The organism is Pseudothauera nasutitermitis (genome assembly GCF_004801295.1).
GTDB classification, from domain to species: domain Bacteria; phylum Pseudomonadota; class Gammaproteobacteria; order Burkholderiales; family Rhodocyclaceae; genus Pseudothauera; species Pseudothauera nasutitermitis.
In genome coordinates, this window is sequence record NZ_SSOC01000011.1 from 1 (window position 1) to 24,495 (window position 24,495).

The following is a 24,495-nucleotide window of genomic DNA, read 5'->3' on the forward strand; positions in this document are numbered from 1 at the left end:
GGACGGCGCGGCGCGCCGGCGCAGCGTCATCCGCGCCCTGCCGGAGGGCGAGGCGGTGGGCGACCTGCTGCGCCGCGGCTGGCTGGCCGAGACGCGCGGCGGCGCGGACGGCACGGGCGGCGTGCTGCCGGCGTTGACCGATGAACAGGCCGGCGTGCTCGCCGAATTCGAGCGCGCGCCGCCCGGTTTCGCCGCCTGGCTGCTGCAGGGCGTGACCGGCAGCGGCAAGACCGAGGTCTATCTGCGCCTGGCCGAGCGCACCCTGCGTGCCGGCAGGCAGGTGCTGATGCTGGTGCCGGAGATCGCCCTCACGCCGCAGCTGGAAGCACGCGTGGCGGCGCGCTTTCCCGCCGCCGAGGTGGTCAGCCTGCATTCCGGGCTGGCCGAGGGCGCGCGCTCGCGCGGTTTCGTGCGCGCGCTGGAAGGCCATGCCGACCTCGTCCTCGGCACCCGGCTGGCGGTGTTCGCCGCGCTGCCGCGCCTGGGGCTGATCCTGGTGGACGAGGAGCATGACGCCTCCTACAAGCAGCAGGAGGGGGTGCGCTACTCCGCGCGCGATCTGGCGGTGTGGCGCGCGCGCCAGCGCGGCGTGCCGGTGGTATTGGGTTCGGCCACGCCTTCGCTGGAAAGCTGGCAGCATGCGCGCGGCGGGCGCTATCGCCACCTGCGCCTGGAACGCCGTGCGCTGGCCAGTGAACTGCCCACGGTGCGCTGCGTGGACACGCGCCGCCTGAAGCTGGACGAAGGCCTCAGCCCGGCCTTGTGCAAGGCCATCGAAGCGCGCCTGGAGCGCGGCGAGCAGAGCCTGGTGTTCCTCAACCGGCGCGGCTACGCGCCGGTGCTGTCCTGCCCGGCCTGCGGCTGGGTGAGCACCTGCCCGCACTGCACGGCGAATCTGGTGGTGCATCTGGCCGACCGCCGCCTGCGCTGCCACCACTGCGGCTGCGACGGGCCGATTCCGCACGCCTGCCCGTCCTGCGGCAACCAGGACATCCAGCCCTTCGGGCGCGGCACCCAGCGCATCGAGGCGCGCCTGGGCGAACGCTTTCCGCAGGCCCGCATCCTGCGCGTGGACCGCGATTCGGCGCGCACCCGCGCGCAGTGGGAAAACCTGCTGGCGGCCATTGCCGGCGGTGAGGCGGACATCCTGGTGGGTACGCAGATGATGGCCAAGGGCCACGACTTTCCGCGCCTTACCCTGGTCGGCGTGGTGGGCGCGGACGCCTCGCTGCACGCCGCCGACTTCCGTGCGCCGGAGCGCCTGTTCCAGCAGTTGATGCAGGTCGGCGGGCGCGCCGGGCGGGCGCATCTGGCCGGCGAGGTGCTGATCCAGACCGAATACCCCGCGCATCCGCTCTACCAGTGTCTGGCGCGCCACGATTTCGACGCCTTCGCCGCGCTGGAACTGGAAGAACGCCGGCAGGCCGGCTTTCCGCCGCTGACCCACCAGGCCATGCTGCGCGCCGATGCGCCGGCGCTCGATGCCGCAGTGGAATTCCTGCGCGCGGCGGCGCGCCTGGCCGCCGAACGCGCGCCGGCCGGCCTGCGCGTGTACGACCCGGTGCCGATGCGCATGACCCGCCTGGCGCGCCGCGAGCGCGCCCAACTGCTGGTCGAGGCCGATGCGCGCGCGCCGCTGCAGGCCTTTCTGGGCGAGTGGCTGGCGGCCTTGCGTGCGCTGCGCACGCCGCGCGAACTGCGCTGGAACGTGGACGTCGATCCGCTGGAAGTGTGAGTTCCGCTCAGGCGGCCTGCCACAGCCGGACCGCGCCGCGCACGCCGGAGGAATCGCCGTGGCGGGCGGGCAGCAGGCGGGTGACGATGGAGTCGGAGAACACGTAGGGCCGCCACAGGCGCGGCACGTCGCGGTACAGCGCATCGATGCGCGACAGGCCGCCGCCCAGCACGATCACGTCCGGGTCGAGCAGGTTGATCACCGGCGCCAGGGCGCGCGCGAGACGTTCCGCGTAGCGTGCCACGCTGGCGCCGCAGACCGCATCGCCGGCCGCTGCGCGTTCGGCGATGCGCGCGGCGTCGAGCGTCTCGCCGCTGTGCCGCAGGTGGTCGGCGGCCAGCGCGGGGCCGGACAGGTAGGTTTCCACGCAGCCATGCCGCCCGCAGTAGCACGGCGGCAGCGGCAGGTCGTCGGCCCCGGGCAGCGGCAGCGGGGAATGCCCCCATTCGCCGCCGATGGCGTTGGCGCCCACCAGCAGGCGGCCGTGGGCGACGATGCCGCCGCCCACCCCGGTGCCGAGGATCGCGCCGAACACCACGTCCGCGCCAGCCGCCGCGCCGTCCACGGCCTCGGAAACCGCCAGACAGTTGGCATCGTTGGCGATGCGCACTTCCCGGCCGAGGCCCGCGCGCAGGTCGTCGAGCAGCGGCCGGCCGTTCAGGCAGGTGGAGTTGGCGTTGCGCATGCGCCCGTCGATGGGCGAGGGCGAGCCCGGCGTGCCGATGCCCACGCTGCAGCCTTGCACGCCCAGTTCGCGTTCGGCCTCGGCGACCAGCGCGCACAGGGCGGCGACGGTGGCCGGATAGTCGCCGGCCGGGGTGGATATGCGGTGGCGCAGGCGTTCGCGGCCCTCGGCATCGAGCGCGACGATCTCGATCTTGCTGCCGCCCAGGTCGATGCCGATGCGCATGGCCGGCCGTGCGCGTTCAGCGCCGCGTGGCCTGTTCGAGTGCCGTGCGATAGACGTCCTGGGCCTCTTCCACGCTGTGCGCGCTGACCTTCAGGTCGCGCACCAGCCCGTCGGACAGGCCGTAGCACCAGCCATGCACGGTGACGTTCTGGCCGCGCGCCCAGGCCTCGCGCAGCACCGAAGTCTGGCCGATGTTCACCACCTGCTGCATCACGTTGAGTTCGCACAGGCGGTCGACGCGCGCTTCCGGATCGTCCAGGTCGGCCAGCGCGCCCTGGAAGCGGTCGCGCACGTCCTGCACGTGGCGCAGCCAGTTGTCGATGAGGCCCAGACGGTTGTTGTTGAGCGCCGCCTTCACGCCGCCGCAGCCGTAGTGGCCGACCACCAGAACGTGCTTCACGCGCAGCACATCCACGGCGTACTGGATCACCGACAGGGCGTTCAGGTCGGTATGCACCACCACGTTGGCGACATTGCGATGCACGAAGACCTCGCCCGGCGCCAGGCCGATGATCTGGTTGGCCGGCACGCGGCTGTCGGAGCACCCGATCCACAGATACTCGGGCGATTGCTGGTTGACCAGGCGGGTGAAGTATTCCGGGTCTTCCGTACGCATGCGTTCGGACCAGGCCATGTTGTTGGTGAACAGGTGCTCGATGGGCAAGGGCATGAATGAGGGTCCTTGACGGGCGTGGCCCGGTGGAAACGGTCGTAATTATGAGTGAGCGGCCGCCTCGGAGCCAGCGCGCGGAAAATCGCCGAGGGCGCGCCGATTGCAGTCGTGCGTGGGTGCGGCAGGAGCGGCTCAGTCCCAGATGCCCAGAACGCGCAACTGCTCGCTGGCGGCCTCGGCCCAGCCGCGGTTGGCCGCCGGGCTGGCCGGGCTGGGGTGCAGGATGCGGCCGAGGCGCGGGGCGTCGGCGCCGAGTGCTTCGGCGGCGCGCTTCTCGGCCCAGGCGCCCACGCCGATCAGCCAGTCCGGGCGCAGCGCGGCGACCAGCGCGCGCAGGTGTTCGTCGCAGGCTTCCAGCAGCGGGCGCTGCTCGGCGGCGGGCAGCTTGTCCGGGGTGAGGTTGCGGCCGTGGTCGAAGAAGGCCAGCGGACAGTAGTTGGCGACGAAGTGTTCAGCGAAGAAGGCTTCCGGCGTGTCGAAGCGTTCCTGGAACAGGCCCCACAGGCGGCGTCCGCTGACTTCCGAGCGCGTGCACGCGAAGCCTTCCACCGGACGCTTGGGATTGACCACGGCGGGCTGACCCACCGGGCCGGCCAGTCCCAGCCAGTCGCGCGCGATGCCGACCTCGCCGAAGGGCACGCCGGTCTGCACCATGCCGAAGGGGCCGGGGTTCATGCCCAGGAAGACCACGCGCTTGCGGCCGGCGCCGTAGCGTTGCAGATACGCGCGGTGGATGTCCCAAGCGTACTCCAGCGGGTTGTAGACATGGCTGACCGGGGCGGCGAAGCGCAGGCCGGCGAGGCGGTGGGACAGGTGGGCGGCGGCGTCGATCAGGGCGGAAGCGGACATCGGTGGGAAGCGGAGCGGAGAAAGCCGCCATTATCCCCCGGACGGCGGCCATTCGCGGGGTGCCGCGTCCTGGCGCACACGCAGCCAGTCGACCAGCAGGCCGGCCGGCAGGGGGCGGCTGAAGTGGTAGCCCTGCAGTTCGTCGCAGCCGAGCCCGGCGAGGCGGGCCACCTGTTCGGCGCTTTCCACACCCTCGGCGATCACCGACAGGCCGAGGCTGTGCGCCAGCGACACGGCGGCGGCGACGATGGCCGCGTCGTTGGCGTCGTGCTCGATGTCGGAGACGAAGGAGCGGTCGATCTTCAGGTGGTCGAGCGGGAACAGCTTGAGGTAGGACAGCGAGGAATAGCCGGTGCCGAAGTCGTCGATGGCCAGCCGCACGCCCAGGCGCTTGAGGCCCTGGAGTACCTCGGTGGCGTCGTCCGGGCGCTCCATCACCGCGCTTTCGGTGATTTCCAGCTCCAGCAGTCCGGCGGGCAGCCGGCTGTCGGCGAGCGCCTCGGCGATGGCGTCGGCCAGCCCGGCGTGCATCAGCTGGCGGGCGGAGAGGTTCACCGAGATGCGCAGCGGCGCCAGCCCTTCGTCCATCCATGCGCGTGCCTGGCGGCAGGCCTCGTGCAGCACCCAGTGCCCCAGGGGGACGATCAACCCGGTTTCCTCGGCGAGCGGGATGAAGCGCGCGGGGGGAATGGGGCCGTCCTCCGGGTGGTGCCAGCGCGCCAGCGCCTCGACGCCGGTGATGCGTCCGCCGGCGGCAGACAGCTGGGGCTGGTACCACAGTTCGAACTCGCCGTGCCGCAGGGCCTGGCGCAGCTTGCGTTCGAGGTTCAGGCGCTCGGTGGCCTTGCGGTTCATCGACTCGGTGTAGAACTGATAGTTGGCGCGCCCGAGTGTCTTGGCGTGGTACATCGCGGTGTCGGCGTTGCGCAGCAGTTCGGCGGCATCCTCGCCGTCCTCGGGGAACATGGCGATGCCGATCGACGGCGTGGTGTGCAGTTCGCTGCCGTCGACGTGGTAGGGCGTGGACAGGCGGGCGAGGATCTTTTCGGCGACGTGCGCGGCATCCATGCCCTCGCCGGCGCCCTGGGCGACCACGACGAATTCGTCGCCGCCCTGGCGCGCGACGATGTCGGCCTCGCGCACGGTGGCGCGCAGGCGCTCGGCGACCTGCTTGAGCAGTTCGTCGCCCACCGGGTGGCCGAGCGAGTCGTTGATGTGCTTGAAGCGGTCGAGATCGAGGAACAGCACGGCCAGCCCGTAGCCGTTGCGCCGCGCGTCGGCGAGCGATTGCTGCAGGCGGGCGTCGAGCGCGAAGCGGTTGGCCAGCCCGGTGAGCATGTCGTGGTGGGCGAGGTGCTCGATCTCCGCCTCGGCGTGTTTGCGTTCGGTGATGTCGGTATAGGTGGTGATGAAGCCGGCCACCTTGCCGTCGATGAACAGCGGCTCGCCGGCCACCAGATGGGTGCGCCCGTTGGGCCGGGTGCGCTCGAAGCGGTGGGCCTGGAAGCGCAGCGCCAGCTCGCGGCGGTGGCGCACGTGCTCGGCCGGATCGCCCGGTCCGTACTCCCCGCGCTGCGCGGGCACCCTGATGAGTTCGTCGAACGGGGTGTCGCGGCGCAGGACGTCGGGCGGCAGGCCGAGAACGTCGGCGAAGCCGGCGTTCCAGTACTGCAGGTGCAGGGTCTCGTCGAACACGCTGATGCCTTGCGGCAGATGGTTGACGATGGCCAGCAGATAGGCGGACTTGCGTTCCAGTTCGCGTGCGATGCGCTCGCGTCCGGTCACGTCCTGGATCGTGCCCACCCAGCGCATGCGGCCGTTGGCGTCGGTTTCCGGGTGGAAGCGGTTGTGCAGGTAGCGTGTTTCGCCGTCGTGGGTGAGCACGCGGTAGCCGAATTCGCCGCCGCTGCCCGCACGGTCGGCCTCGGCGAGTACCTTGCGCACGTGTTCGCGGTCGTCGGGATGCACGCGTTCGAGGAAGGCCGCGCGCGAGGGCGCCACGTCGGGGCCGATGCCGAGCAGCTCCCGCGCGCGTTCGGACCACCACAGCTCGCCGCTTTCCAGGTCGCGTTCCCAGCCGCCCAGGCGGGCGACCTCCATGGTGGCCATCAGATCGTTGCGCAGGCGCTCCAGTTCGCGGCGGTAGCGCAGTTCCTCGTGCAGGCGGCTGCGCGTGATGCGGCGCTGGTTGCGCCAGATGCGTCCCAGCGCGAAGGCGGTGGCGATCAGCAAGAGCAGGCTGGCGGTGGCCGCGGTGATGATCTGCGTGCGTGCGCCGGCGAGCAGTTCGTTGCGATCCACCTTGCTGACCAGCAGCCAGTTGGAGTCGGCCACCCGCGCACCGGCGGCGAACAGCTGGGGGACGCGCTGCGGGTCGGCGGCCTGCACGCGCAGCACGGCGGCGGCGAGCGCTTCCGGATCGTCGAGCACCGTGCCGCCCTGGGGCGGATCGTCGAGGCGGGCGTGTTCGGGGAGGATGGGACGGACGTGGCCGTCGCGTTCGTCGAGCAGCAGGGTTTCGCCGGAGCGGCGGCTGCGCGGCCAGCCGCGCAGCAAGGGGACCAGATAGCGTTCTGGCGAGACACGCAGGACCACCGCGCCGATGCGCCATTGCGCGTCGGCGAGGGGCACGGGGATGACCAGATCGAGATAGGCGCGTCCGGCTTCATCGTGCTGCAGGGTCGTCAGTTCGACGAAGCCGTGCTGGCGCGCGTGGGCCGCCAGCACGGCGCTTTCCGCCGAGAGACGGTGCGTCTGGCCGAGGGTGAACAGCGGGGTGCCGTCGCGGCCGAGCACCAGCACGCTTTCGTAATCGAACGCATCCAGATAGCCCTGCAGCCAGTGGCGCAGTTCGGCGTCCGGGGTGCCGCCGGGGCGCGCCAGCGCGTGCTCCAGGCCGTTCAGCCCGGCGCGGTTGCGGCGCAGGACCTCGCCGTCGCCGAGACGCTCGCCGCGCCAGCGTGCGACGTCCTGGGCGAGAAGATCGGCGGTGGACTGCAGTTCGGCGTGGGCGCGTTCGCGCACGCTGACGATCTGCTGCTGGTAATAGGCCAGGAAGGCCAGCGCGATGGCACTGGCAACGATCAGGAACACCGCGCCGAACTGGACGGTGAATGGGTCCAATCTCGTTCTGGACATGCGAGGCCACCGGGTTGGGGTCGGAGGGGCGTGCCATGCCGGGATGCCGGTGTTCGGCGGAGGGCGTCCCGGCGGACGATTCTGACAGTCCGCTCCGGGGCTTACAATCGTGCGCCGCAGCGATACGCCGGCGTATGGGCTTGCCTGTGCGGACCGCCGGGCAGACAATGCGGCTTCACCATAACCACAGCCAAAAAGAGGAGACCAAGATGAGCCAGCATATTACCGTGTCCTTCGGTTCGAACCGGGAGTACGAACTGGTGGTGCATGACGGCGACACGGCCAACCTGGACAAGGACAAGGCGCGCGCCTGGCTGGCGCGCGAGTTCGAAGTGCTGGAATGCTCGCCGTCGAATCCGATGGGCAAGATCCTGGTGCTCGACATGATCCTCAACGTGGCCAAGTACGGCGGCGAGGAACGCTTCAGGCAGCCGGGCGACTGGGCGCGCCAGTTCGCCGCGGCGGTGGCCGTGGCGCTTGCGCGGCCGGCCATCCGGGTGGACGTGGCCGGCTTCCTGGTCGGCTGATCCGTCCGTGCGGAGCGGGGCGCGGGCCCCGCTCAGTTCCGCCCGAGGCGGTATACGGCCACGCTGGCGAGGAAGTTGGGTTCTTCCAGGATCAGCGTACCTTCGTCGAAGGCGAGCCGTTCGCGTACCGCGATGCCGTTGTCCGCGCACAGCGCATCGAAGTCGGCGATGGTGAAGAAGCGCACGTTGGGCGTGTTGAACCACTGGTGCGGCAGGCTTTCCGACACCGGCATGCGGCCGTTGAGGATGCTCTGGCGGTGGCGCCAGTAGCCGAAATTGGGGAAGCTGACCACCGCCTCGCGGCCCACCCGCAGCATTTCCGCGAGGATGCCCACGGTGTTGTGGATGGCCTGCAGCGACAGGCTCATGATGACGTGGTCGAAGAAGCCGTCCTCGAAGCCGGCCAGGCCCTTCTCCATGTCGATCTGGATCACGTTGACACCGTTCTTCACGCAGGCCAGCAGGTTTTCCGGGGCGTTCTCCACGCCGTAGCCATGCACCTGGCGCGCGTCCATCAGATGGCGCAGCAGGCTGCCGTCGCCGCAGCCCAGGTCGAGCACTCGTTCGCCCGGGGCGATCCACTGGGCGATCACGTCGAAATCGTAGCGGTAGATCATCAGCGCACCTCGATGCGGTCGAACCAGGCGCCCAGCACGCCGTGGTAGCGCGGGTCGTCGAGCAGGAAGGAGTCGTGCCCGGCCGGGCAGTCGATCTCCGCGTAGCTCACCGCGCGCTGGTTGTGCAGCAGGGCGTACACGATCTCGCGCGAGCGTTCCGGGGCGAAGCGCCAGTCGGTGGTGAAGGACACCACCAGGAAGCGCGCGCTGGCCACGGCCAGCGCCTGGGCGAGGTCGCCGCCGTGGGCGAAGGCCGGATCGTAGTAGTCGAGCGCCTTGGTGGTCAGCAGATAGGTGTTGGCGTCGAAGAAGCCGGCGAACTTGTCGCCCTGGTAGCGCAGGTAGGACTCGATCTCGAATTCGACGTCGTAGCTGTACACCGCCTTGCCGTGGCGCAGGCTGCGGCCGAATTTCTCGCCCATCGAGTCGTCGGACAGGTAGGTAATGTGGCCCACCATGCGCGCCAGCTTGAGCCCGCGCGCGGGCACCACGCCGTGGTCGTAGTAATGGCCGCTGTGGAAATCCGGATCGGTGAGGATGGCCTGGCGCGCCACCTCGTTGAAGGCGATGTTCTGTGCCGACAGCTTGGGGGCCGAGGCGATCACTGCGGCATGGCGCACGCGTTCCGGGTACTGCAGCGTCCAGGACAGCGCCTGCATGCCGCCCAGGCTGCCGCCGACCACCGCCGCCAGGCGCTCGATGCCGAGCTGGTCCATCAGGCGGGCCTGGGCGTCGACCCAGTCCTCGACGGTGACGAAGGGGAAATCCGCCCCCCAGCGCCGCCCGGTGGCCGGGTTGAGCGCACTGGGGCCGCTGCTGCCGTGGCAGCCGCCGAGGTTGTTCACCCCGATGACGAAGAACTTGCGCGTGTCCAGCGGCTTGCCGGGGCCGATCAGGTTGTCCCACCAGCCGAGGTTGTCGGGCTGGTCGGCGTAGGTGCCGGCGACGTGGTGCGAGCCGGACAGCGCGTGGCAGACCAGCACCGCGTTGTCGCGTGCGGCGTTGAGCTGGCCGTAGGTTTCATAGACGAGTTCGTACTCGTCCAGCCGGCCGCCGCTTCGCAGCGGCAGCGGTTCGGTGAAGCGCGCCCGCTGGGGGGCGACGATCCCGACGGATCCGGGTTGGGTCATGATGTGCGGCGTGAAAACGAAAAGCCCAGCCGGCTGGAAAACGCGGACTGGGCTGCCCTCGCTTTAGCCGGATTTGTTGAGCGCCCGCAAGCTGTAGATCAAATCGGCGCTAAGGCTGCGAAATTAGCGCGCGTACGGGGAAATGTCAAACCGGCGGGGAGCATGCAGGAGGAAGCGTCTCAGCCCGCGAGGCGCTCGACGGCCTCGCGCACGCGCGCCTGTTCGTCCATCTTGAGGATGCGCTGCACCTTGGGGGCGAGATCGCCGACGTCGGCGCGCAGCACCTGCTGCTTGATCTCCAGCACGTTGGCCGGGTGCATGGAGAAGTTGCGCAGGCCCATGCCGAGCAGCAGCAGGGTGTAGGCCGGGTCGCCGGCCATCTCGCCGCACACCGACACCGGCAGGCCGTAGCGCGCGCCGGCCTGGATGGTGCCGCCGATGAGCTTGAGCACGGCCGGATGCAGCGGGTCGTAGAGGTGGGCGACGGATTCGTTGGCGCGGTCGATGGCCAGGGTGTACTGGATCAGGTCGTTGGTGCCGATGGACAGGAAGGACAGCCGGCGGATGAACATGCCCAGCGCCAGCGCGGCGGCGGGCACCTCGATCATGCCGCCGATCTCCACGCTCTCGTCGAATTTGATGCGCTCGGCGCGCAGTTCGGCGCGCGCCTTGTCCACCAGCGCGAGCGACTGGTCGATCTCGTGGGCGTGCGCCAGCATCGGCACCATGATGCGCAGCCGGCCGTGCACCGAGGCACGCAGCAGGGCGCGCAGCTGGGTGAGGAACATCTTCGGCTCGGCCAGCGAGTAGCGCACCGCGCGCAGGCCCAGCGCCGGGTTGGGTTCCGGGCGCGCCGCGCCGTTGAGCGCCTTGTCGGCGCCCACGTCGAAGGTGCGGATGGTCACCGGGCGCTTGCCCATGGTCTTCAGCACGCTGCGGTAGGCCTCGTACTGCTCGTCCTCGTCGGGCAGCGTGTCGCGGCCGATGAACAGGAATTCGGTGCGGTACAGGCCCACGCCGTCGGCGTTGACGCTGCGCGCGGTGGCCACGTCCTTGGGGCCTTCGATGTTGACCAGCAGGCTGACGTCCTCGCCGTCCAGCGTGGTGGCGGGGGTGTCCTTCAGGCGCTTGAGCTTGGAGCGTTCCAGTTCCAGTTCGGAGCGGCGCAGGCGGTATTCCTCGACGGTGCGCTCGTCGGGGCCGATGATGACCACGCCGCGCGTGCCGTCGACGATCAGCAGTTCGTCGTCCTCGACCACGTCGCGGATGTGGTGCAGGCCGACCACGGCGGGAATCGCCAGGCTGCGCGCGACGATGGCGGTGTGGCTGGTGGGGCCGCCGACGTCGGTGACGAAGCCGGAGATGTTGTGGTCGCGGAAACTGATGGTGTCGGCCGGCGACAGGTCGTGGGCGACGATGATGGTGCCCAGGCCGTCGCGCCGCTTCGGCGGCAGATGGCCGGGGTGGCCGAGCAGCACCTTCACCAGGCGTTCGACCACCTGCACCACGTCGGCCTGGCGCTCGCGCAGGTAGGGGTCCTCGATCTGCTGGAACTGCTCGACCAGGTGTTCCATCTGCTGCACCAGCGCCCATTCGGCGTTGCAGCGCCGTTCGCCGATCAGTTCGCGCGCCGCGCCGATCAGCATCGGATCGGCGAGCAGCATGATCTGCAGATCGACGAAGGCGCCCACCTCGCTGTGGGTATGGCCGGCGGTGGCGGCCGCCTTGAGGCCGATCAGTTCGCCCTGCACGGTGGCCACCGCATCGTCCAGGCGCTCCAGTTCCTCGTCGAGGTGGCGCTGCGCGACGTGGTAGTGATTGACCTCCAGCAGCGCGTGCGAGACCAGATGCACATGGCCGATGGCGATCCCCTGGGAGACCGGCAGCCCGTGGATCGCGAACGGCATGGCTTACTCCTCCTCGCCGAAGCGGTCGGCGATCAGCGCGAGGATGGCGTCCAGCGCGGCCTGCGCATCCTCGCCCTCCGTCTCCACGGTGATCGTGGCACCGCGCGAGGCGGCCAGCATCATCACCCCCATGATGCTCTTGGCGTTGACCCGCCGGCCGTTGCGCTCCAGCCAGACCTCGGCCTGGTAGCTGCTGGCGGTCTGGGTGAGCTTGGCCGAGGCGCGCGCGTGCAGGCCGAGCTTGTTGATGATGAGGGCTTCCGCTGTGGGCATGGTGGATCGACTCAGACGATGTGCAGGGCACCGTCGCTGGCACCCGCGACGGTACGTTCGATCAGTGCGGGGAAATCCTTCTCGCGGTGGGTCAGCGCGCGCAGCAGCATCGGCAGGCTGACGCCCGCGATGCCCTCGATGCGCCCCGGTTCGAGCAGCTGGGTGGCGATGTTGGACGGCGTGGCGCCGAAGATGTCGGTGAGCACCAGCACGCCGCGCCCGCTGTCGGTCCACGCGGCCATCTGGCGGGCCACCGGCAGCAGTTCCTGCGGATCGTCCTGCACGCTGACGCCCAGTTGGGCGAGTTGCGGCGGGCGTTTGCCGAGCACGTGGCAGGCGCACTGGATGAGCGATTCGCCGAGGCTGGCGTGGGTAACGAGGAAGATACCGATCATGGGCCAGGGAAATCCGTGCAAGGGGGCGGAAAAGACGCAACCGCGTGATTGTAGCCGATGCGTCCGCGACGCTCATGACGCGATGCCGCATCGTGGGCGGGTTGCCGGGAAATGCCATATGGAATTTCTGTGATGCCGTACGGAAAACCGCATGGCATCGATCCGATTGTCGCGGCCGCTGCGTCCAGGGCTCTCCACGAGGCATGGCTGCTGCGTTTCGTGAGACTTCCGGCGTTGTGCCACGGGGCCGCTGTCCTTATAGTAAAAAAGCGAGGGCGCCGCGTGGGCGCCCTTGGAGCTTGTCTACGACCTTTTCGTAGGCCCCGCAGCCGCCCAAAGTGTTCCGCTCAAGACGCGCGGCGTGGGGCGCTTTGGGCGGCTGCCCTTCGGGTTTCCCCGCCAGGCAGGGCCGCTGCCGCGTTACAAATGCTCGCCGGGCCACCAGCCCGACGGCGCTTTGTGCCTTGCATCGACCGGCCTGGCGGGGAAACGGGGCCTATGAAAAGGTCGTAGACAGGCTCTTACACGTTCCCGAAAACAACGACAGTGAGGTATCGCATGAGCGAGGAACGGGATTACACGCGGCCCGATGGCAAGGTCAATCCCATCGATACCGATTACAAGATCGGTCAGGACAACATCGTGTTCAAGGTCGGCCCGTTCGGCCTGGACATCCACAACCGGGTGTTCCTCATCTCCGGGGTCACGGTGATCGCCTTCGTGGTCTTCACCCTGCTGTTCCGCAATCAGGCCGGGCCGTGGTTCGGCGGCCTGCGCGAGTGGCTCACCAGCAACCTGGACTGGTTCTTCATCGCCTCCGGCAACGTCTTCGTGCTGGTCTGCCTGGGGCTGGCGTTCTCGCCGCTGGGGCGGGTGCGCCTGGGCGGCACCGAGGCCAAGCCGGACTATTCCTACCTGGGCTGGTTCTCCATGCTGTTCGCCGCCGGCATGGGCATCGGGCTGATGTTCTTCGGCGTGTCCGAGCCGCTGTCGCACTTCTCCAGCGCCTTCGGCGGCGTGGCGGCGGAAGGCGGCGTGCGCACCGACTGGGCGCCGCTGGCCGGCGCTGCGGGCGATGCGCACGCCGCCCAGCGCCTGGCCATGGCGGCCACCATCTACCATTGGGCGCTGCACCCGTGGGCCATCTACGCGGTGCTGGCGCTCGGCCTCGCGCTGTTCTCCTTCAACAAGGGCCTGCCGCTCACCGTGCGTTCGGTGTTCTACCCGTTGCTCGGTGAGCGCGTGTGGGGCTGGCCGGGGCACGTCGTCGACATCCTGGCGATCTTCGCCACGCTGTTCGGCCTGGCCACCTCGCTCGGCCTGGGCGCCTCGCAGGCCGCTTCGGGGCTCAATTTCCTGTTCGGCATCCCGGCCGGCGAAACCACGCAGATCGTGCTGGTGATCGCCATCACCGCGGTGGCCACAGCCTCGGTGGTATCCGGGCTGGATGCCGGGGTGAAGCGCCTGTCCGAACTCAACATGATCCTCGCCCTGGTGCTGCTCGCCTTCATCGTCGCCGCCGGGCCCACGCTGGCCATCATCGGCGGCTTCTTCGACAGCCTGGGTGCCTATGCGCAATACCTGCCCGCGCTGGCCAACCCGTTCGGCCGCGAGGATGCCAACTTCTCCCAGGGCTGGACGGCGTTCTACTGGGCATGGTGGATTTCCTGGTCGCCCTTCGTCGGCATGTTCATCGCCCGCGTGTCGCGCGGGCGCACGGTGCGCGAGTTCATCATCTCGGTGCTCATCGTGCCCTCGCTGGCCTGCGCGCTGTGGATGAGCGTGTTCGGCGGCACCGCCATCGGCCAGTTCGTGCGCGACGGCTACACGGCGGCCATGGAAGCCGACCTGCCGCTGCAGCTGTTCGTCGTGCTCGACGCGCTGCCGTTCGCGCAGATCACCTCGTTCTTCGGCATCGTCCTGGTGGTGGTGTTCTTCGTCACCTCGTCGGATTCCGGCTCGCTGGTCATCGACGTGATCTCGGCCGGCGGCAAGTTCGACGCACCGATGCCGCAGCGCGTGTTCTGGTGCACCTTCGAGGGCCTGGTGGCGATCGCCCTGGTGCTCGGCGGCGGGCTGGTGGCCCTGCAGGCCATGGCGGTGTCCACCGGCTTCCCGTTCACCATCGTGCTGTTGATGTCCACGGTGGCGGTGGTCAAGGGACTGCTCTCGGAGCCGCGCGCGCGCTGAGCGCGCCGGGCCGCCCGCCATGCAGGTCGAACAGCTCGAGATTCTCGATTTCCTGCGCGCCCACCCGCCGTTCGCCGGCTTGCCGGAGGACACCCTGCGCGGCGTGGCGGCGGCGGTGGACGTACGCTACTACAAGGCCGGCGAGCGCATCCTGGAATTCGGCCAGACCGCCGAATGGTGGTTCGTGGTGCGCAGCGGCGCGGTGGAGGTATATCGGCGCGACGGCACGCTGTACAACCGGCTGACCGAGGGCGGCTACTTCGGCGAGTTCGGCCTGCTGCGCAACAAGCGCGTGCGTTTCCCGGCGGCGGCGCTGGAAGACACGCTGGTCTATCAGATTCCCGAACCGGTGTTCACCGAACTGTTCGAGAACAACGAAGCCTTCGCCGACTACGTCGAGATCGAGGACCGCTCGCGTCTGCGCCAGGTGGTGTCGCGCCGCGAGGACGCCAACCAGCCGATGACCGCCAAGGTCGACAGCCTGGTCGGGCGCGCGCCGGTGATGCTCGGCCACGAAGCCAGCGCGCTCGACGCCGCGCGCCGGATGACCGAGGAAGGCGTGTCCTCGCTGCTCATCACCGACGGCGAGCGCGGCGGAGAGAGTGGTGGCGAGGACGGTCAGGAGGGCGCCCCGGCGCCGCGCGTGGTAGGCATCATCACCGACCGCGACCTGCGCACCCGGCTGCTCGCCGAGGGTCTGCCGCACGACACGTCGGTGAGCCGCATCATGTCCACCGGGCTGGTCACCGTGGCGCACAGCCAGCTGGTGTTCGAAGCCATGCAGCGCATGCTGCGCAACAACGTGCATCACCTGCCGGTGCTGCGCGGCAGCCAGCCGATCGGGGTGATCGCGCTGTCCGACATCATCCACCACGAATCGCGCAACAGCCTGTTCGTGGTGGGCAACATCTTCCGCCAGCAGAGCGTGGACGACCTGGCCGCGCTGACCGCCGACGTGCGCGCCTGCTTCGTCCGCATGGTGGGCGAGGAGGCCAGCTCGCGCGTGGTCGGCGCGGTGATGTCGGCTATCGGGCGCAGCTTCAAGCAGCGCCTGCTGGAACTGGCCGAGGCCGAGCTGGGACCGCCGCCGGTGCCGTACTGCTTTCTCGCGCTGGGCTCGATGGCGCGCCAGGAGCAGCTCATCGTCACCGACCAGGACAATGCGCTGATCCTCGACGAGCGCTTCGATCCGGCGCGCCACGACGACTACTTCAAGGCGCTTGCCACCTTCGTCTGCGACGGTCTGGCGCGCTGCGGCTACAGCTACTGCACCGGCGGGGTGATGGCCACCAACCCGCGCTGGCGCCAGCCGCTGCATGTGTGGGAAGGCTATTTCAGCGCATGGATCGAGCGCCCCAGCGCGCAGGGCCTGCTCGACAGCGGCATCTTCTTCGATCTCGACGGCGTGTGGGGAGAGACCGCCTGGGCCGACCGCCTGCGCGAACTGGTGGCGCGCAAGGCGCGCGGCAACTCGCTCTTCCTCGCCTGCATGGCGCGCAACGCCTTGCTGCGCACGCCGCCGCTGGGCTTCTTCAAGGATTTCGTGATGGAATCCGACGGCCGCCACAGCAACGCCATCAACATGAAGCGCCGCGGCACCGCGCCGCTCGCAGACCTGGTGCGCGTGCATGCGCTGGCGGTGGGCTCGCGCGCGCGCAACTCCTTCGAGCGCCTGCGCGACATCATCGCCGCCGACATCCTGCCGCGCGGGCGCGGGCAGGATCTGCACGACGCGCTGGAATTCATCTTCGCCGTGCGCGTGCGCCACCAGGCCGAGGATCTGGCCGCCGGGCGCGAGCCGGACAACAGCATCGAACCGGAAAAGCTCTCGGATTTCGAGCGCAAGAGCCTGCGCGACGCCTTCCAGATCCTCGCTGACGCGCAGAAATTCCTCAAATTCCGCTACCAGCCCGGGCGGGCTAACTGAGGGCCGAACCAGCATGCTCTACCTGGGCCCGCCGCGTGATCCGGGCGCTCCATCTGTCCCGCGCGTCGCGCGCGCGGACCTCGCGCCGGACTGGACTGCGCGCTGCGCGGCACTCGCCGCCGAAGCGCGCGACCCCCGCCTGTGCGCCTTCTACGCGGCTGGTGCGCCGGCTGGCGACACGCCGCTGGGGCAGGTGGAACTGGTGGCGGTGGACGTGGAAACCACCGGACTGGACCCGGAACGCGACGAGATCGTCAGCGTCGGCCTGGTGCCCTTCGACCTGACGCGCATCCGCGCCAGCGCCTCGCGCCACTGGATCGTGCGCCCGCGCCGCGCGCTCGATGCCGAGTCGGTGGCCGTACACGGCATCACCCACTCCCAGGTCGCCGATGCGCCGGATTTCACCGAAGTGCTCGGCGAACTGCTGGAGCAACTGGCCGGGCGCGTGGTGGTAGCGCATTGCGCACCGATCGAGCGCGGCTTTCTGGCCGCCGCGTGCCGCGAGCGCCTGGGCGAGGTGCTGGAATTCCCCGCCATCGACACCATGGAACTGGAAGCGCGCGCGCATCGCCAGCCTCCGTCGGTCTGGGCATGGCTGGCCGGCCTGTTCGGCCGCCGCGCGCCGGTGCCGTCGATCCGCCTGGCCGCCGCGCGCGCACGTTACGGCCTGCCGCGCTACCGCCCGCACCACGCGGCGGTCGATGCACTGGCCGCCGCCGAGCTGCTGCAGGCCCAGGTGGCCCACCGCTACGCGGCGGACACATCGCTCGCCGAGCTGTGGAGCTAGGCGAGCAGGGCGCTCTTACTCCAGACCCTGGCTGGACAGGTATTCCTCGTAGGTGCCGCGGTAGTCGACGATGGTCCCGTCCAGCCTGATTTCGACGATGCGGGTGGCCAGCGAGGAGACGAACTCGCGGTCGTGCGAGACGAAAATCAGCGTGCCGGGGAATTTCTCCAGGCCGCTGTTGAGCGACTCGATGGATTCCATGTCCAGGTGGTTGGTCGGCTCGTCCATCAGCAGCACGTTGGGGCGCGACAGCATCAGCTTGCCGAACAGCATGCGGCCCTGTTCGCCGCCGGAGATCACCTTCACCGACTTCTTCACCTCGTCGCCGGAGAACAGCAGGCGGCCCAGGGTGCCGCGCAGCAGGGTCTCGTTGTCCTCGCCGGTGGCGGCGGCGGTGATGCGCGAGTATTCGGCAATCCACTCGGTCAGGCTGACGTCCTCGGCGAAGTCGGCGGAGTGGTCCTGCGCGTAGTAGCCCGGCTTGGCCTTCTCGGCCCATTTCACGTGGCCCTTCTGCGGGGTCAGTTCACCGACCAGCAGCTTGATCAGCGTGGTCTTGCCGACGCCGTTCTCGCCGATGATGGCCACCTTGTCGCCGGCGTCGATGGCCATGCTGAACTTGCTGATCAGCGGCTTTTCCATGCCTTCGTAGGCAAAGCTGATGCTGTCGATCTCGCAGGCCAGGCGGTGCAGCTTGTCCTTTTCGTCGTAGTCGAAGCGGATCCACGGGTACTGGCGGCTGGAGGGCTTGACGTCCTCGGGCTTGAGCTTGTCGATCAGCTTGAGGCGGCTGGTGGCCTGCTTGGCCTTGGACTTGTTGGCCGAGAAGCGGCGCACGAATTCCTGCAGGTCCTGGATCTTCTCCTTGGCGCGCGCGTTGGCGGCCGACTGGCGCTGGCGCGCCAGTGTGGAGGCTTCCATGTAGTCGTCGTAGTTGCCGGCGTACACGGTGATGGTGCCGTAGTCCAGGTCGGCCATGTGGGTACACACCTGGTTGAGGAAGTGGCGGTCGTGGGAGATGATCACCATCGTGCAGTCACGGTTGTTCAGCACGTTTTCCAGCCAGCGGATGGTGTTGATGTCCAGGTTGTTGGTGGGTTCGTCGAGCAGCAGGATGTCCGGGTTGGCGAACAGCGCCTGGCACAGCAGCACACGCAGCTTCCAGCCGGGGGCGACGTTCTTCATCGGCCCGTCGTGCAGTTCGGTGCCGATGCCCACGCCGAGCAGCAGTTCACCGGCGCGCGATTCGGCGGTGTAGCCGTCGTACTCGCCCACCTTGCCTTCCAGCTCGGCGGCGCGCATGTAGTCGTCCTCGGTGGCTTCCGGGTTGGCGTAGATGGCGTCGCGTTCCTGGATGGCCGCCCACAGCTCCTCGTGGCCCATCATCACCACGTCGAGTACGCGGCGCTCTTCATAGGCGAACTGATCCTGGCGCAGGTAGGCCATGCGCTCGTTGGGATCCTTGGAGACGTTGCCGGCGGAAGGCTCCAGGATGCCGCACAGGATCTTCATGAAGGTGGACTTGCCGGCGCCGTTGGCGCCGATCAGACCGTAGCGGTTGCCCTCGCCGAACTTGACGGAGACATTCTCGAACAGGGGCTTGGCCCCGAACTGCTGGGTGATGTTGGCGGCGACGAGCACGGCGAATCCTGTTTCTGCGTGAAAACAAAGCCTTGCATTATAGCCTAGTGTCGCGACACCGGATGTCGCGACACTAGCGCGGGGCCGCCGCCGGGCCGGCGTTTACAGCCACTTCTGCAGGAAGAGCGCCTGTCCGGCGGCCGGATCGAGCACGTAGGGGGCGAAGCCGGCGCGCTCGTAGGCGGCCAGTGCGCGCTGGTTGTTGGACAGCACTTCCAGCGTGAGCTTGCAGCAGCCGCGCGTGCGCGCGGCCTGCTCGGCGGCGGCGAGCAGGGCCTGGCCGACGCCGCATCCGCGCCAGTCCGCATGCACGACGATGTCGTGCACGTTGAGCAGCGGGCGTGCCTTGAAGGTGGAAAAACCTTCGAAGCAGTTGATCAGGCCGACCGGCGTTTTATTGGCGTAGGCCAGGAAGGAGATGAAATCCGTGCGTTCGGCCAGCCGCGCGGGCAAGGCGTCGAGCACGGCGGGTTCGAGGCCCTCGCCGCCACCCATCGGGTCGTGGGCGTAGTGGTCTAGCAGGGCCACCAGCGCGGCGGCATGCACCGGGTCGCGCGGATCGGTGGCGACCACGCACGGGGCGGATGGGGCGGCCTTATTCATCGGCGCTCATGCAGCGGTTGCGGCCTTCGTGCTTGGCGCGGTACAGCGCGTCGTCGGCGCGGTTGATCAGGCGCTGGTAGTCGGGATGGCTGTCGTGCAGGGCGATGCCGATGCTGGCGGTGGCGCGCAGGCTCTGGCCGTTGGGCAGCAGGAAGATTTCCTGCTCGATGCGCGCGCGGAGCTTTTCGGCGACGCGGCGGGTGTGGGCATCGTCCACCTCGACCAGCAGCACGAGGAATTCCTCGCCGCCGTAGCGGAACACGAAATCGCCCGAGCGCACGGTGTTGAGCAGCAGGTTGGCGGTCTGCTGCAGCACCCGGTCGCCGGCCTCGTGGCCGTAGCGGTCGTTGATGTGCTTGAAGTGGTCGATGTCGGCGAGCAGCACGGCAAAGGGTTTGCGGTGCCTGCGGCTCAGCTCGATCTCGCGGCTGAGCACGGCGGGCAGGAAGCGGCGGTTGAGCAGCTGGGTGAGCGCGTCCTTGCCGGACTCCAGGCTGACGAAGCGCTCGAACATGCCGTCGATGAGGAACTTGAGCTGGCCCAGTTCGGCCTGCACGATCTTGCTGAGGCGGCGCACTTCCTCGCGGTCGGGGTTGCCGAACTGCTGCTGGCAGAGCGGCAGCAGGTTGTCGTCCACCGTGTGCATGGTCTGGCGGACGATGGGCAGCTCCGACGAGCCCTCGAAGATGGTGTTGGCCTTGTGGTGCAGCCACAGGCCGAAGGACGAATCGGCCAGGGTCTGCAACTCGTCGCCGGGCGCGCCGTTCATCATTTCCTGCAGGAAGCGGTTTTCCCAGTCGAGCAGGGCGGAGCGCTGGCGTTCGCGCTCCAGCGACATGTTCTGGCCGTAGGAGAACACCCGGTAGGCTTCATCGGTGCGCGCGGCGCGCTCGTGCGAGGCGACGTAGGCCGAGCTCATCTCCTCGAAGGCCAGATCGATCAGGTTGTCGACGTAGAGCACCGCGTCGACCAGATCGCTGGCGGCCAGCCCGGCGCCGAGCAGGCGGTGGGCGATCTCGCCCTTCAGCACGCGGGCGCCGCGCGCGACGATGTTCACCGGCAGCTCGACGCGTGCATGCACTTCGCCGACGTGGCGCTGCATGGCCATCGCGGCGGCGAAGCGTTCCACGTCGGAACAGGAGAACAGGGTTTCCAGCCAGTGCTTCATGGAGAAGCGCAGGCGCTTTTCCACCGCTTCGTGGGTGAGGAAGGGGCGCGCGTCCGGGTCGGTGAGCATGCGCGCGTAGAACGCGTCGGCCATGTCCGCGCCATAGGTCAGCACGGTGTCGTACACTGTGTTGCGGACGCCGGTGGATACGTCGTCGAACAACTTGGCCCAGTCCGCCGCGATCGATTCGCCGCTGTGCATCGGAGTTTCCCCGTGCGCGTGGAAAGAGCCGACATTCTGCCATGCGTCCCTGTCAGGGCAAGGGTTATTGGACGACCCTGTTGTCGTTGTGCGACGCAGGGCACGGCTTTGCGCCGGCGCGTCCATACGCCCCGCGGGCAATGCCGTTCTTCAGGCGCGCGCAAGCAGCAGGCCGCACTCCAGGTGGTGGGTGTAGGGGAACTGGTCGAACACTGCGGCGGCGGCGATGCGGTGGGTGGCGGCGAGTGCCTCGGCATTCTCGCGCAGCGTCGCCGGATTGCAGGAGATGTACAGGATGCGCTCGAAGCCGGCGGCCAGCCGCAGCGTGGCCGGGTCCAGCCCGCTGCGCGGCGGATCCACGAACAGCGTGGAGAAGCGGTAGCCAGCCAGATCCACGCCCTGCATGCGGCGGTATTCGCGCCCGCCGGCCATGGCGTCGGACAGTTCCTCGCTGGACATGCGCACCATGGCGATGTTGTCCGCGCCGTTGGCCTCGATGTTGTACAGCGCGGCACGCACCGAGGATTTCGACAATTCGGTGGCCAGCACCCGGTCGAACAGCGGGGCCAGCGCCAGGGTGAAGTTGCCGTTGCCGCAGTACAGTTCCAGCAGATCGCCACCGCTGCCCGCGGCCTGCGCGCGCGCCCAGCCGAGCATCTTGCGATTCACCTCGCCGTTGGGCTGGGTGAAGCTGCCTTCGAACTGCTGGTAGCGCAGCCGGCGGCCGTCCAGTTCGAATTCCTCCAGCAGCCAGTCGCGCTCCAGCACGATCTTCTGCCCCCGGCTGCGCCCGAGGATCTGTGCGCCCAGGCTGGCGGCCAACGCGCGCGCGGCGCTTTCCCAGGCCGCGTCCAGCTTGCGGTGATAGACCAGGCTGATCATCAGTTCGCCGGACAGCGTGGCGAGGAATTCCACCTGGAAGATGCGCCGTTTCAGTTCCTCGCTGGCGATCAGCGCCTCGCGCAGGCGCGGCATGGCGCGCGCGATGGGTTCGGCGGCGGCGGGGAAGTCGTCGAGCAGGATGGGCTGCCGGGGATCGGCCGCGTCGAACATGGCGTAATCCACCCGTCCGCCGTGGTGCCACAGGCGGAACTCGGCGCGCAGGCGGTAGTGCAGCGGCGGCGAGGTGAATACCGCCGGCTCGGGCAGGCCGAGCGGGGCGAAATCGGCCTTGAAGCGCGCGAGCTTGCCGGCGAGTTGGGCGTCGTACCGGGCGGGATCGAAGACGGGCAGGGGCATTGATGCTCTTCAGAGAAAACGGGCGATGAAACAGGGCGCGGCCGCATCGACGCCGGCCGGCAGCGGCAGCCAGGCGCGGTGGCCGCTGCCGGGAACGCGTTCGATGGGGTGGCCGTCGGCATCCTCCAGGCGGTCGACCACGGTCTCGACGTTGCCGCCGGGCTGCACGAATTCCAGCCGGTCGCCGAGGCCGAAGGTGTTCCTGGCGCTGAGCTCGGCCAGCCCGCGCGCCGCGTCGAAGCCGGCCAGGTCGGCCACGTACAGGCTGCGTCCGGATTCCGAATGGCCGCGCAGGTAGTTCTGCTGGTCCGGGGTGTGGTGGCGCTGGTAGAAACCGTCGGTGTAGCCCCGGCTGGCCAGGCCCTCCAGCTCGCCGAGCAGGCGCGGGTCGAAGGGCCGGCCGGCGAGTGCGTCGTCGATGGCGCGGCGGTAGCCCTGGGCGGTGCGCGCCACGTAATAAGGGCTCTTGGTGCGGCCTTCGATCTTCAGCGAATCCACGCCGATGTCCACCAGGCGCCGCACGTGCTCGATGGCGCGCAGGTCGCGCGAATTGAGGATGTAGGTGCCGTGCTCGTCCTCTTCCACCGGCATCCGTTCGCCGGGGCGGCTGCCCTCTTCCAGCAGCCAGACCTTGCTGCCGCCCAGGTGGCGCGGCCCGCCGCCCAGCGCGGGCGGACCCTGCACGGCGGTGCCCACGGTGCCGGAGCCCTTCGGATTGCCCAGCGGGGTGGCGCCGCTGGGGCGGGCATCGCCGGCACCGTCTTCGGTGGCCTCGTGCAGCTTGTAGTCCCAGCGGCAGGAGTTGGTGCACGTGCCCTGGTTGGGGTCGCGGTGGTTGAAGTAGCCGGAGAGCAGGCAGCGCCCGGAATAGGCGATGCACAGCGCGCCATGCACGAACACTTCCAGTTCCATGTTCGGGCAGGCGTCGCGGATTTCCGCCACCTCGTCCAGCGACAGCTCGCGGGACAGGATCACGCGCCGCACGCCCGCCGACTGCCAGAAGCGCACCGCCGCCCAGTTCGTGGTGTTGGCCTGCACCGACAGATGCACGGGCAGCTCGGGCCAGCGCTCGCGCACCAGCATGATCAGACCGGGGTCGGCCATGATCAGCGCGTCCGGGCGCAGCGCCACCACTTCGGCCATGTCGTCGAGGTAGGTGCGCAGCTTGGCGTTGTGCGCAACGATGTTGCTGACCAGATAGAACTGCTTGCCGGCGGCGTGGGCTTCGGCGATGCCGGCGGCCAGCGTGTCGAGGCGGCCGAAATCGTTGTTGCGCACGCGCAGCGAGTAGCGCGGCTGCCCGGCATACACCGCGTCCGCGCCATAGGCGAAGGCGGTGCGCATCATCGCCAGCGAGCCGGCGGGGGCGAGCAGTTCAGGGTGGCGGGGAGCGGTCATGGCGGTGGCCGCGCGATGCGGCGCGAGACGGGGAGGTGGCCGAAGGGGCGCGATTCTACCCCGGCCGGCGGTTCAGTCCGCCGGGAAGCGCTCGCGGAAGCCCTGCGGTACGCCGGCCACCTTGCGTGTCTGGTAGTCGAAGAACACGATGCCGGTCTTGCCGCGCGCCACTTCGCGGCCGCTGTCGCGCTCGCGCATGCGCCACACCAGGTCGCAGCCGTACTTGTTGAATTCCTGTGCGCTCATGTCCACCTGCATGGTTTCGCCGTGGAAGGCTTCCGATTTGTACTGCAGGGCGGCGTCGGAGACGATGATGCCCAGCCCTTCCACGTCCAGTTCGGTATAGCCGAGGGCCTTGAACCAGCGCGCGCGTGCTTCGGAAACCACGGTGAGCAGCAGCGCGTTGTCCAGGTGGCCGCCGTAGTTGATGTGGCTCAGGTAGAGCTGGATGTCGGTGGAAAACGCGAAGGATGCGGGGAGTTCGATCTGGACGCGGGCCATGTCGGCGCCTCATCGGGGAATGGGAAGCCCCGATGATAGCGCCGTGCCCGCGGAGCCGCTCAGGCGGCCGGCTTGTCCGCCGCCGCCTCGGTGCCGGCTTCGGTGGTTGGTGGCGCCAGCTTGCCGGCGAGGAAGTCGTCCAGGCCCTTGTGCACCAGTTCGTAGGTTTTCATGACGCCGCTTTCCACCTCGCCGTTGAATACGCCCAGGCCCTGCAGGATGTCGCGTGCCTCGCCGAAGCCCTTTTCGAAACCGCCGCGGATCAGTTCGACGAAATCCTTGGCGACCTGCTCCGGGTCGTCGTTCGGGCGCTGGGCGGCGTAGGCGTCGAAGAAATTGGTGGCGAAATCGAGGATGCGCCCGGCGGTGGCCTCCGGGGTGTTGTCCTGGTTGGCGGCCGCGTTCTGGATGGCGTTGGGGCCGAGTTCGGCTTCCAGCCTTTCGTTGATGCTGTCGATGGCGCTGCGGTAGAGCAGGGCCAGGGAGTCGTCGCCGCTCTTGATCGAGACGTTGAGCGACGCGGTGACGATCTGCGCGTTGAGTTCCTGGCGGGCGGCCACGCGGACGTTGGTCGGGCGCTCGGCGGCGGTGCTGGGGCGGGTTTCGGGGCTGGAAGCGGGGGTAAGCGAAGGCATGGCGAAATTCCTCCTTGGGTTGGTCGACACACGACCGCATTGCTGGTTTAA

At 69.0% G+C, this 24,495-nt stretch carries 21 protein-coding genes; 5 read left to right on the forward strand and 16 right to left on the reverse strand.

The window, feature by feature from the left end:
* The coding region (locus E6C76_RS21415; protein WP_136350306.1) for a primosomal protein N' at nucleotides 1-1,735 on the forward strand (1,735 nt) is incomplete at its 5' end.
* Nucleotides 1,736-1,742: 7 nt separating this feature from the next.
* On the opposite strand, the gene E6C76_RS21420 is transcribed toward E6C76_RS21415, so the two are convergent.
* The 4 genes from E6C76_RS21420 to E6C76_RS21435 form a co-directional block, all read right to left on the reverse strand.
* On the reverse strand, nucleotides 1,743-2,645 hold the full coding sequence (locus tag E6C76_RS21420) for an ROK family protein (protein ID WP_136350307.1): 903 nt from the start codon (nucleotides 2,643-2,645) through the stop codon (nucleotides 1,743-1,745).
* A 16-nt stretch (nucleotides 2,646-2,661) separates the two neighbouring features.
* Nucleotides 2,662-3,315, reverse strand: coding sequence for a carbonate dehydratase (gene can, locus E6C76_RS21425; RefSeq protein ID WP_136350308.1), 654 nt, complete (start codon nucleotides 3,313-3,315; stop codon nucleotides 2,662-2,664).
* 135 nt (nucleotides 3,316-3,450) lie between these two features.
* Complete coding sequence (locus E6C76_RS21430) at nucleotides 3,451-4,167, reverse strand: uracil-DNA glycosylase family protein (protein ID WP_136350309.1); 717 nt, start codon at nucleotides 4,165-4,167, stop codon at nucleotides 3,451-3,453.
* 30 nt (nucleotides 4,168-4,197) lie between these two features.
* Nucleotides 4,198-7,305: a putative bifunctional diguanylate cyclase/phosphodiesterase gene (locus E6C76_RS21435; protein WP_211090313.1), complete on the reverse strand. Its 3,108-nt coding sequence runs from the start codon at nucleotides 7,303-7,305 to the stop codon at nucleotides 4,198-4,200.
* A 209-nt stretch (nucleotides 7,306-7,514) separates the two neighbouring features.
* Between E6C76_RS21435 and E6C76_RS21440 the strand changes: the two genes are divergently transcribed.
* Nucleotides 7,515-7,832, forward strand: a complete 318-nt coding sequence (locus E6C76_RS21440) for a hypothetical protein (protein WP_136350310.1) — start codon at nucleotides 7,515-7,517, stop codon at nucleotides 7,830-7,832.
* 32 nt (nucleotides 7,833-7,864) lie between these two features.
* On the opposite strand, the gene metW is transcribed toward E6C76_RS21440, so the two are convergent.
* The 5 genes from metW to E6C76_RS21465 form a co-directional block, all read right to left on the reverse strand.
* Nucleotides 7,865-8,452 carry a methionine biosynthesis protein MetW gene (gene metW, locus E6C76_RS21445; protein WP_136350363.1) on the reverse strand — a complete coding sequence of 196 codons (588 nt, stop codon included), beginning with the start codon at nucleotides 8,450-8,452 and terminating at the stop codon, nucleotides 7,865-7,867.
* Nucleotides 8,449-9,579, reverse strand: a complete 1,131-nt coding sequence (gene metX, locus E6C76_RS21450; protein WP_136350311.1) for a homoserine O-succinyltransferase MetX — start codon at nucleotides 9,577-9,579, stop codon at nucleotides 8,449-8,451. Before metX ends, metW begins: the two co-directional genes overlap by 4 nt.
* Before the next feature lie 179 nt (nucleotides 9,580-9,758).
* Nucleotides 9,759-11,486, reverse strand: coding sequence for a phosphoenolpyruvate--protein phosphotransferase (gene ptsP, locus E6C76_RS21455; protein ID WP_136350312.1), 1,728 nt, complete (start codon nucleotides 11,484-11,486; stop codon nucleotides 9,759-9,761).
* A gap of 3 nt (nucleotides 11,487-11,489) precedes the next feature.
* On the reverse strand, nucleotides 11,490-11,759 hold the full coding sequence (locus E6C76_RS21460) for an HPr family phosphocarrier protein (RefSeq protein WP_136350313.1): 270 nt from the start codon (nucleotides 11,757-11,759) through the stop codon (nucleotides 11,490-11,492).
* An 11-nt stretch (nucleotides 11,760-11,770) separates the two neighbouring features.
* A complete protein-coding gene (locus E6C76_RS21465) occupies nucleotides 11,771-12,154 on the reverse strand; it encodes a PTS sugar transporter subunit IIA (protein ID WP_136350314.1) in 384 nt (127 codons plus the stop codon).
* 558 nt (nucleotides 12,155-12,712) lie between these two features.
* Between E6C76_RS21465 and E6C76_RS21470 the strand changes: the two genes are divergently transcribed.
* From E6C76_RS21470 to E6C76_RS21480, 3 genes are read left to right on the forward strand one after another with little or no spacing between them, the layout of a single operon-like run.
* Entirely contained in the window at nucleotides 12,713-14,344 is a 1,632-nt protein-coding gene (locus E6C76_RS21470) for a BCCT family transporter (RefSeq protein WP_136350315.1), read from the forward strand.
* A 19-nt stretch (nucleotides 14,345-14,363) separates the two neighbouring features.
* Nucleotides 14,364-16,271, forward strand: a complete 1,908-nt coding sequence (locus tag E6C76_RS21475; protein WP_136350316.1) for a DUF294 nucleotidyltransferase-like domain-containing protein — start codon at nucleotides 14,364-14,366, stop codon at nucleotides 16,269-16,271.
* Between the two features lie 13 nt (nucleotides 16,272-16,284).
* Entirely contained in the window at nucleotides 16,285-17,058 is a 774-nt protein-coding gene (locus E6C76_RS21480; RefSeq protein ID WP_136350317.1) for a 3'-5' exonuclease, read from the forward strand.
* A gap of 15 nt (nucleotides 17,059-17,073) precedes the next feature.
* Here the strand turns inward: E6C76_RS21480 and E6C76_RS21485 are convergent, their stop codons facing one another.
* The 7 genes from E6C76_RS21485 to E6C76_RS21515 all read right to left on the reverse strand — a co-directional run bounded on the left by E6C76_RS21485 (nucleotide 17,074) and on the right by E6C76_RS21515 (nucleotide 24,444).
* The gene (locus E6C76_RS21485) at nucleotides 17,074-18,699 is read right to left on the reverse strand and encodes an ABC-F family ATPase (protein WP_136350318.1); all 1,626 of its coding nucleotides are present in this window, start codon (nucleotides 18,697-18,699) and stop codon (nucleotides 17,074-17,076) included.
* A gap of 102 nt (nucleotides 18,700-18,801) precedes the next feature.
* Nucleotides 18,802-19,302, reverse strand: coding sequence for a GNAT family N-acetyltransferase (locus tag E6C76_RS21490; protein WP_136350319.1), 501 nt, complete (start codon nucleotides 19,300-19,302; stop codon nucleotides 18,802-18,804).
* A complete protein-coding gene (locus tag E6C76_RS21495; protein WP_136350320.1) occupies nucleotides 19,295-20,671 on the reverse strand; it encodes a diguanylate cyclase in 1,377 nt (458 codons plus the stop codon). The genes E6C76_RS21490 and E6C76_RS21495 overlap by 8 nt, the downstream gene beginning before the upstream one ends.
* A gap of 150 nt (nucleotides 20,672-20,821) precedes the next feature.
* Nucleotides 20,822-21,910, reverse strand: a complete 1,089-nt coding sequence (gene trmA / locus E6C76_RS21500) for a tRNA (uridine(54)-C5)-methyltransferase TrmA (protein ID WP_136350321.1) — start codon at nucleotides 21,908-21,910, stop codon at nucleotides 20,822-20,824.
* 9 nt (nucleotides 21,911-21,919) lie between these two features.
* The gene (gene trhP, locus E6C76_RS21505) at nucleotides 21,920-23,308 is read right to left on the reverse strand and encodes a prephenate-dependent tRNA uridine(34) hydroxylase TrhP (protein WP_136350322.1); all 1,389 of its coding nucleotides are present in this window, start codon (nucleotides 23,306-23,308) and stop codon (nucleotides 21,920-21,922) included.
* 72 nt (nucleotides 23,309-23,380) lie between these two features.
* A complete protein-coding gene (locus tag E6C76_RS21510; RefSeq protein WP_136350323.1) occupies nucleotides 23,381-23,809 on the reverse strand; it encodes an acyl-CoA thioesterase in 429 nt (142 codons plus the stop codon).
* A 59-nt stretch (nucleotides 23,810-23,868) separates the two neighbouring features.
* On the reverse strand, nucleotides 23,869-24,444 hold the full coding sequence (locus E6C76_RS21515; protein WP_136350324.1) for a DUF5610 domain-containing protein: 576 nt from the start codon (nucleotides 24,442-24,444) through the stop codon (nucleotides 23,869-23,871).
* Between the last annotated feature and the right edge of the window lie 51 nt (nucleotides 24,445-24,495).

Coding starts and splice junctions, on each gene's coding strand:
- E6C76_RS21420 (WP_136350307.1), bottom strand. CDS start 2,645: ATGCGCATCGGCATCGACCTGGGCGGCAGCAAGATCGAGATCGTCGCG.
- can (WP_136350308.1), bottom strand. CDS start 3,315: ATGCCCTTGCCCATCGAGCACCTGTTCACCAACAACATGGCCTGGTCC.
- E6C76_RS21430 (WP_136350309.1), bottom strand. CDS start 4,167: ATGTCCGCTTCCGCCCTGATCGACGCCGCCGCCCACCTGTCCCACCGC.
- E6C76_RS21435 (WP_211090313.1), bottom strand. CDS start 7,305: ATGTCCAGAACGAGATTGGACCCATTCACCGTCCAGTTCGGCGCGGTG.
- E6C76_RS21440 (WP_136350310.1), top strand. CDS start 7,515: ATGAGCCAGCATATTACCGTGTCCTTCGGTTCGAACCGGGAGTACGAA.
- metX (WP_136350311.1), bottom strand. CDS start 9,579: ATGACCCAACCCGGATCCGTCGGGATCGTCGCCCCCCAGCGGGCGCGC.
- ptsP (WP_136350312.1), bottom strand. CDS start 11,486: ATGCCGTTCGCGATCCACGGGCTGCCGGTCTCCCAGGGGATCGCCATC.
- E6C76_RS21460 (WP_136350313.1), bottom strand. CDS start 11,759: ATGCCCACAGCGGAAGCCCTCATCATCAACAAGCTCGGCCTGCACGCG.
- E6C76_RS21465 (WP_136350314.1), bottom strand. CDS start 12,154: ATGATCGGTATCTTCCTCGTTACCCACGCCAGCCTCGGCGAATCGCTC.
- E6C76_RS21470 (WP_136350315.1), top strand. CDS start 12,713: ATGAGCGAGGAACGGGATTACACGCGGCCCGATGGCAAGGTCAATCCC.
- E6C76_RS21475 (WP_136350316.1), top strand. CDS start 14,364: ATGCAGGTCGAACAGCTCGAGATTCTCGATTTCCTGCGCGCCCACCCG.
- E6C76_RS21480 (WP_136350317.1), top strand. CDS start 16,285: ATGCTCTACCTGGGCCCGCCGCGTGATCCGGGCGCTCCATCTGTCCCG.
- E6C76_RS21490 (WP_136350319.1), bottom strand. CDS start 19,302: ATGAATAAGGCCGCCCCATCCGCCCCGTGCGTGGTCGCCACCGATCCG.
- E6C76_RS21495 (WP_136350320.1), bottom strand. CDS start 20,671: ATGCACAGCGGCGAATCGATCGCGGCGGACTGGGCCAAGTTGTTCGAC.
- trmA (WP_136350321.1), bottom strand. CDS start 21,910: ATGCCCCTGCCCGTCTTCGATCCCGCCCGGTACGACGCCCAACTCGCC.
- trhP (WP_136350322.1), bottom strand. CDS start 23,308: ATGACCGCTCCCCGCCACCCTGAACTGCTCGCCCCCGCCGGCTCGCTG.
- E6C76_RS21510 (WP_136350323.1), bottom strand. CDS start 23,809: ATGGCCCGCGTCCAGATCGAACTCCCCGCATCCTTCGCGTTTTCCACC.
- E6C76_RS21515 (WP_136350324.1), bottom strand. CDS start 24,444: ATGCCTTCGCTTACCCCCGCTTCCAGCCCCGAAACCCGCCCCAGCACC.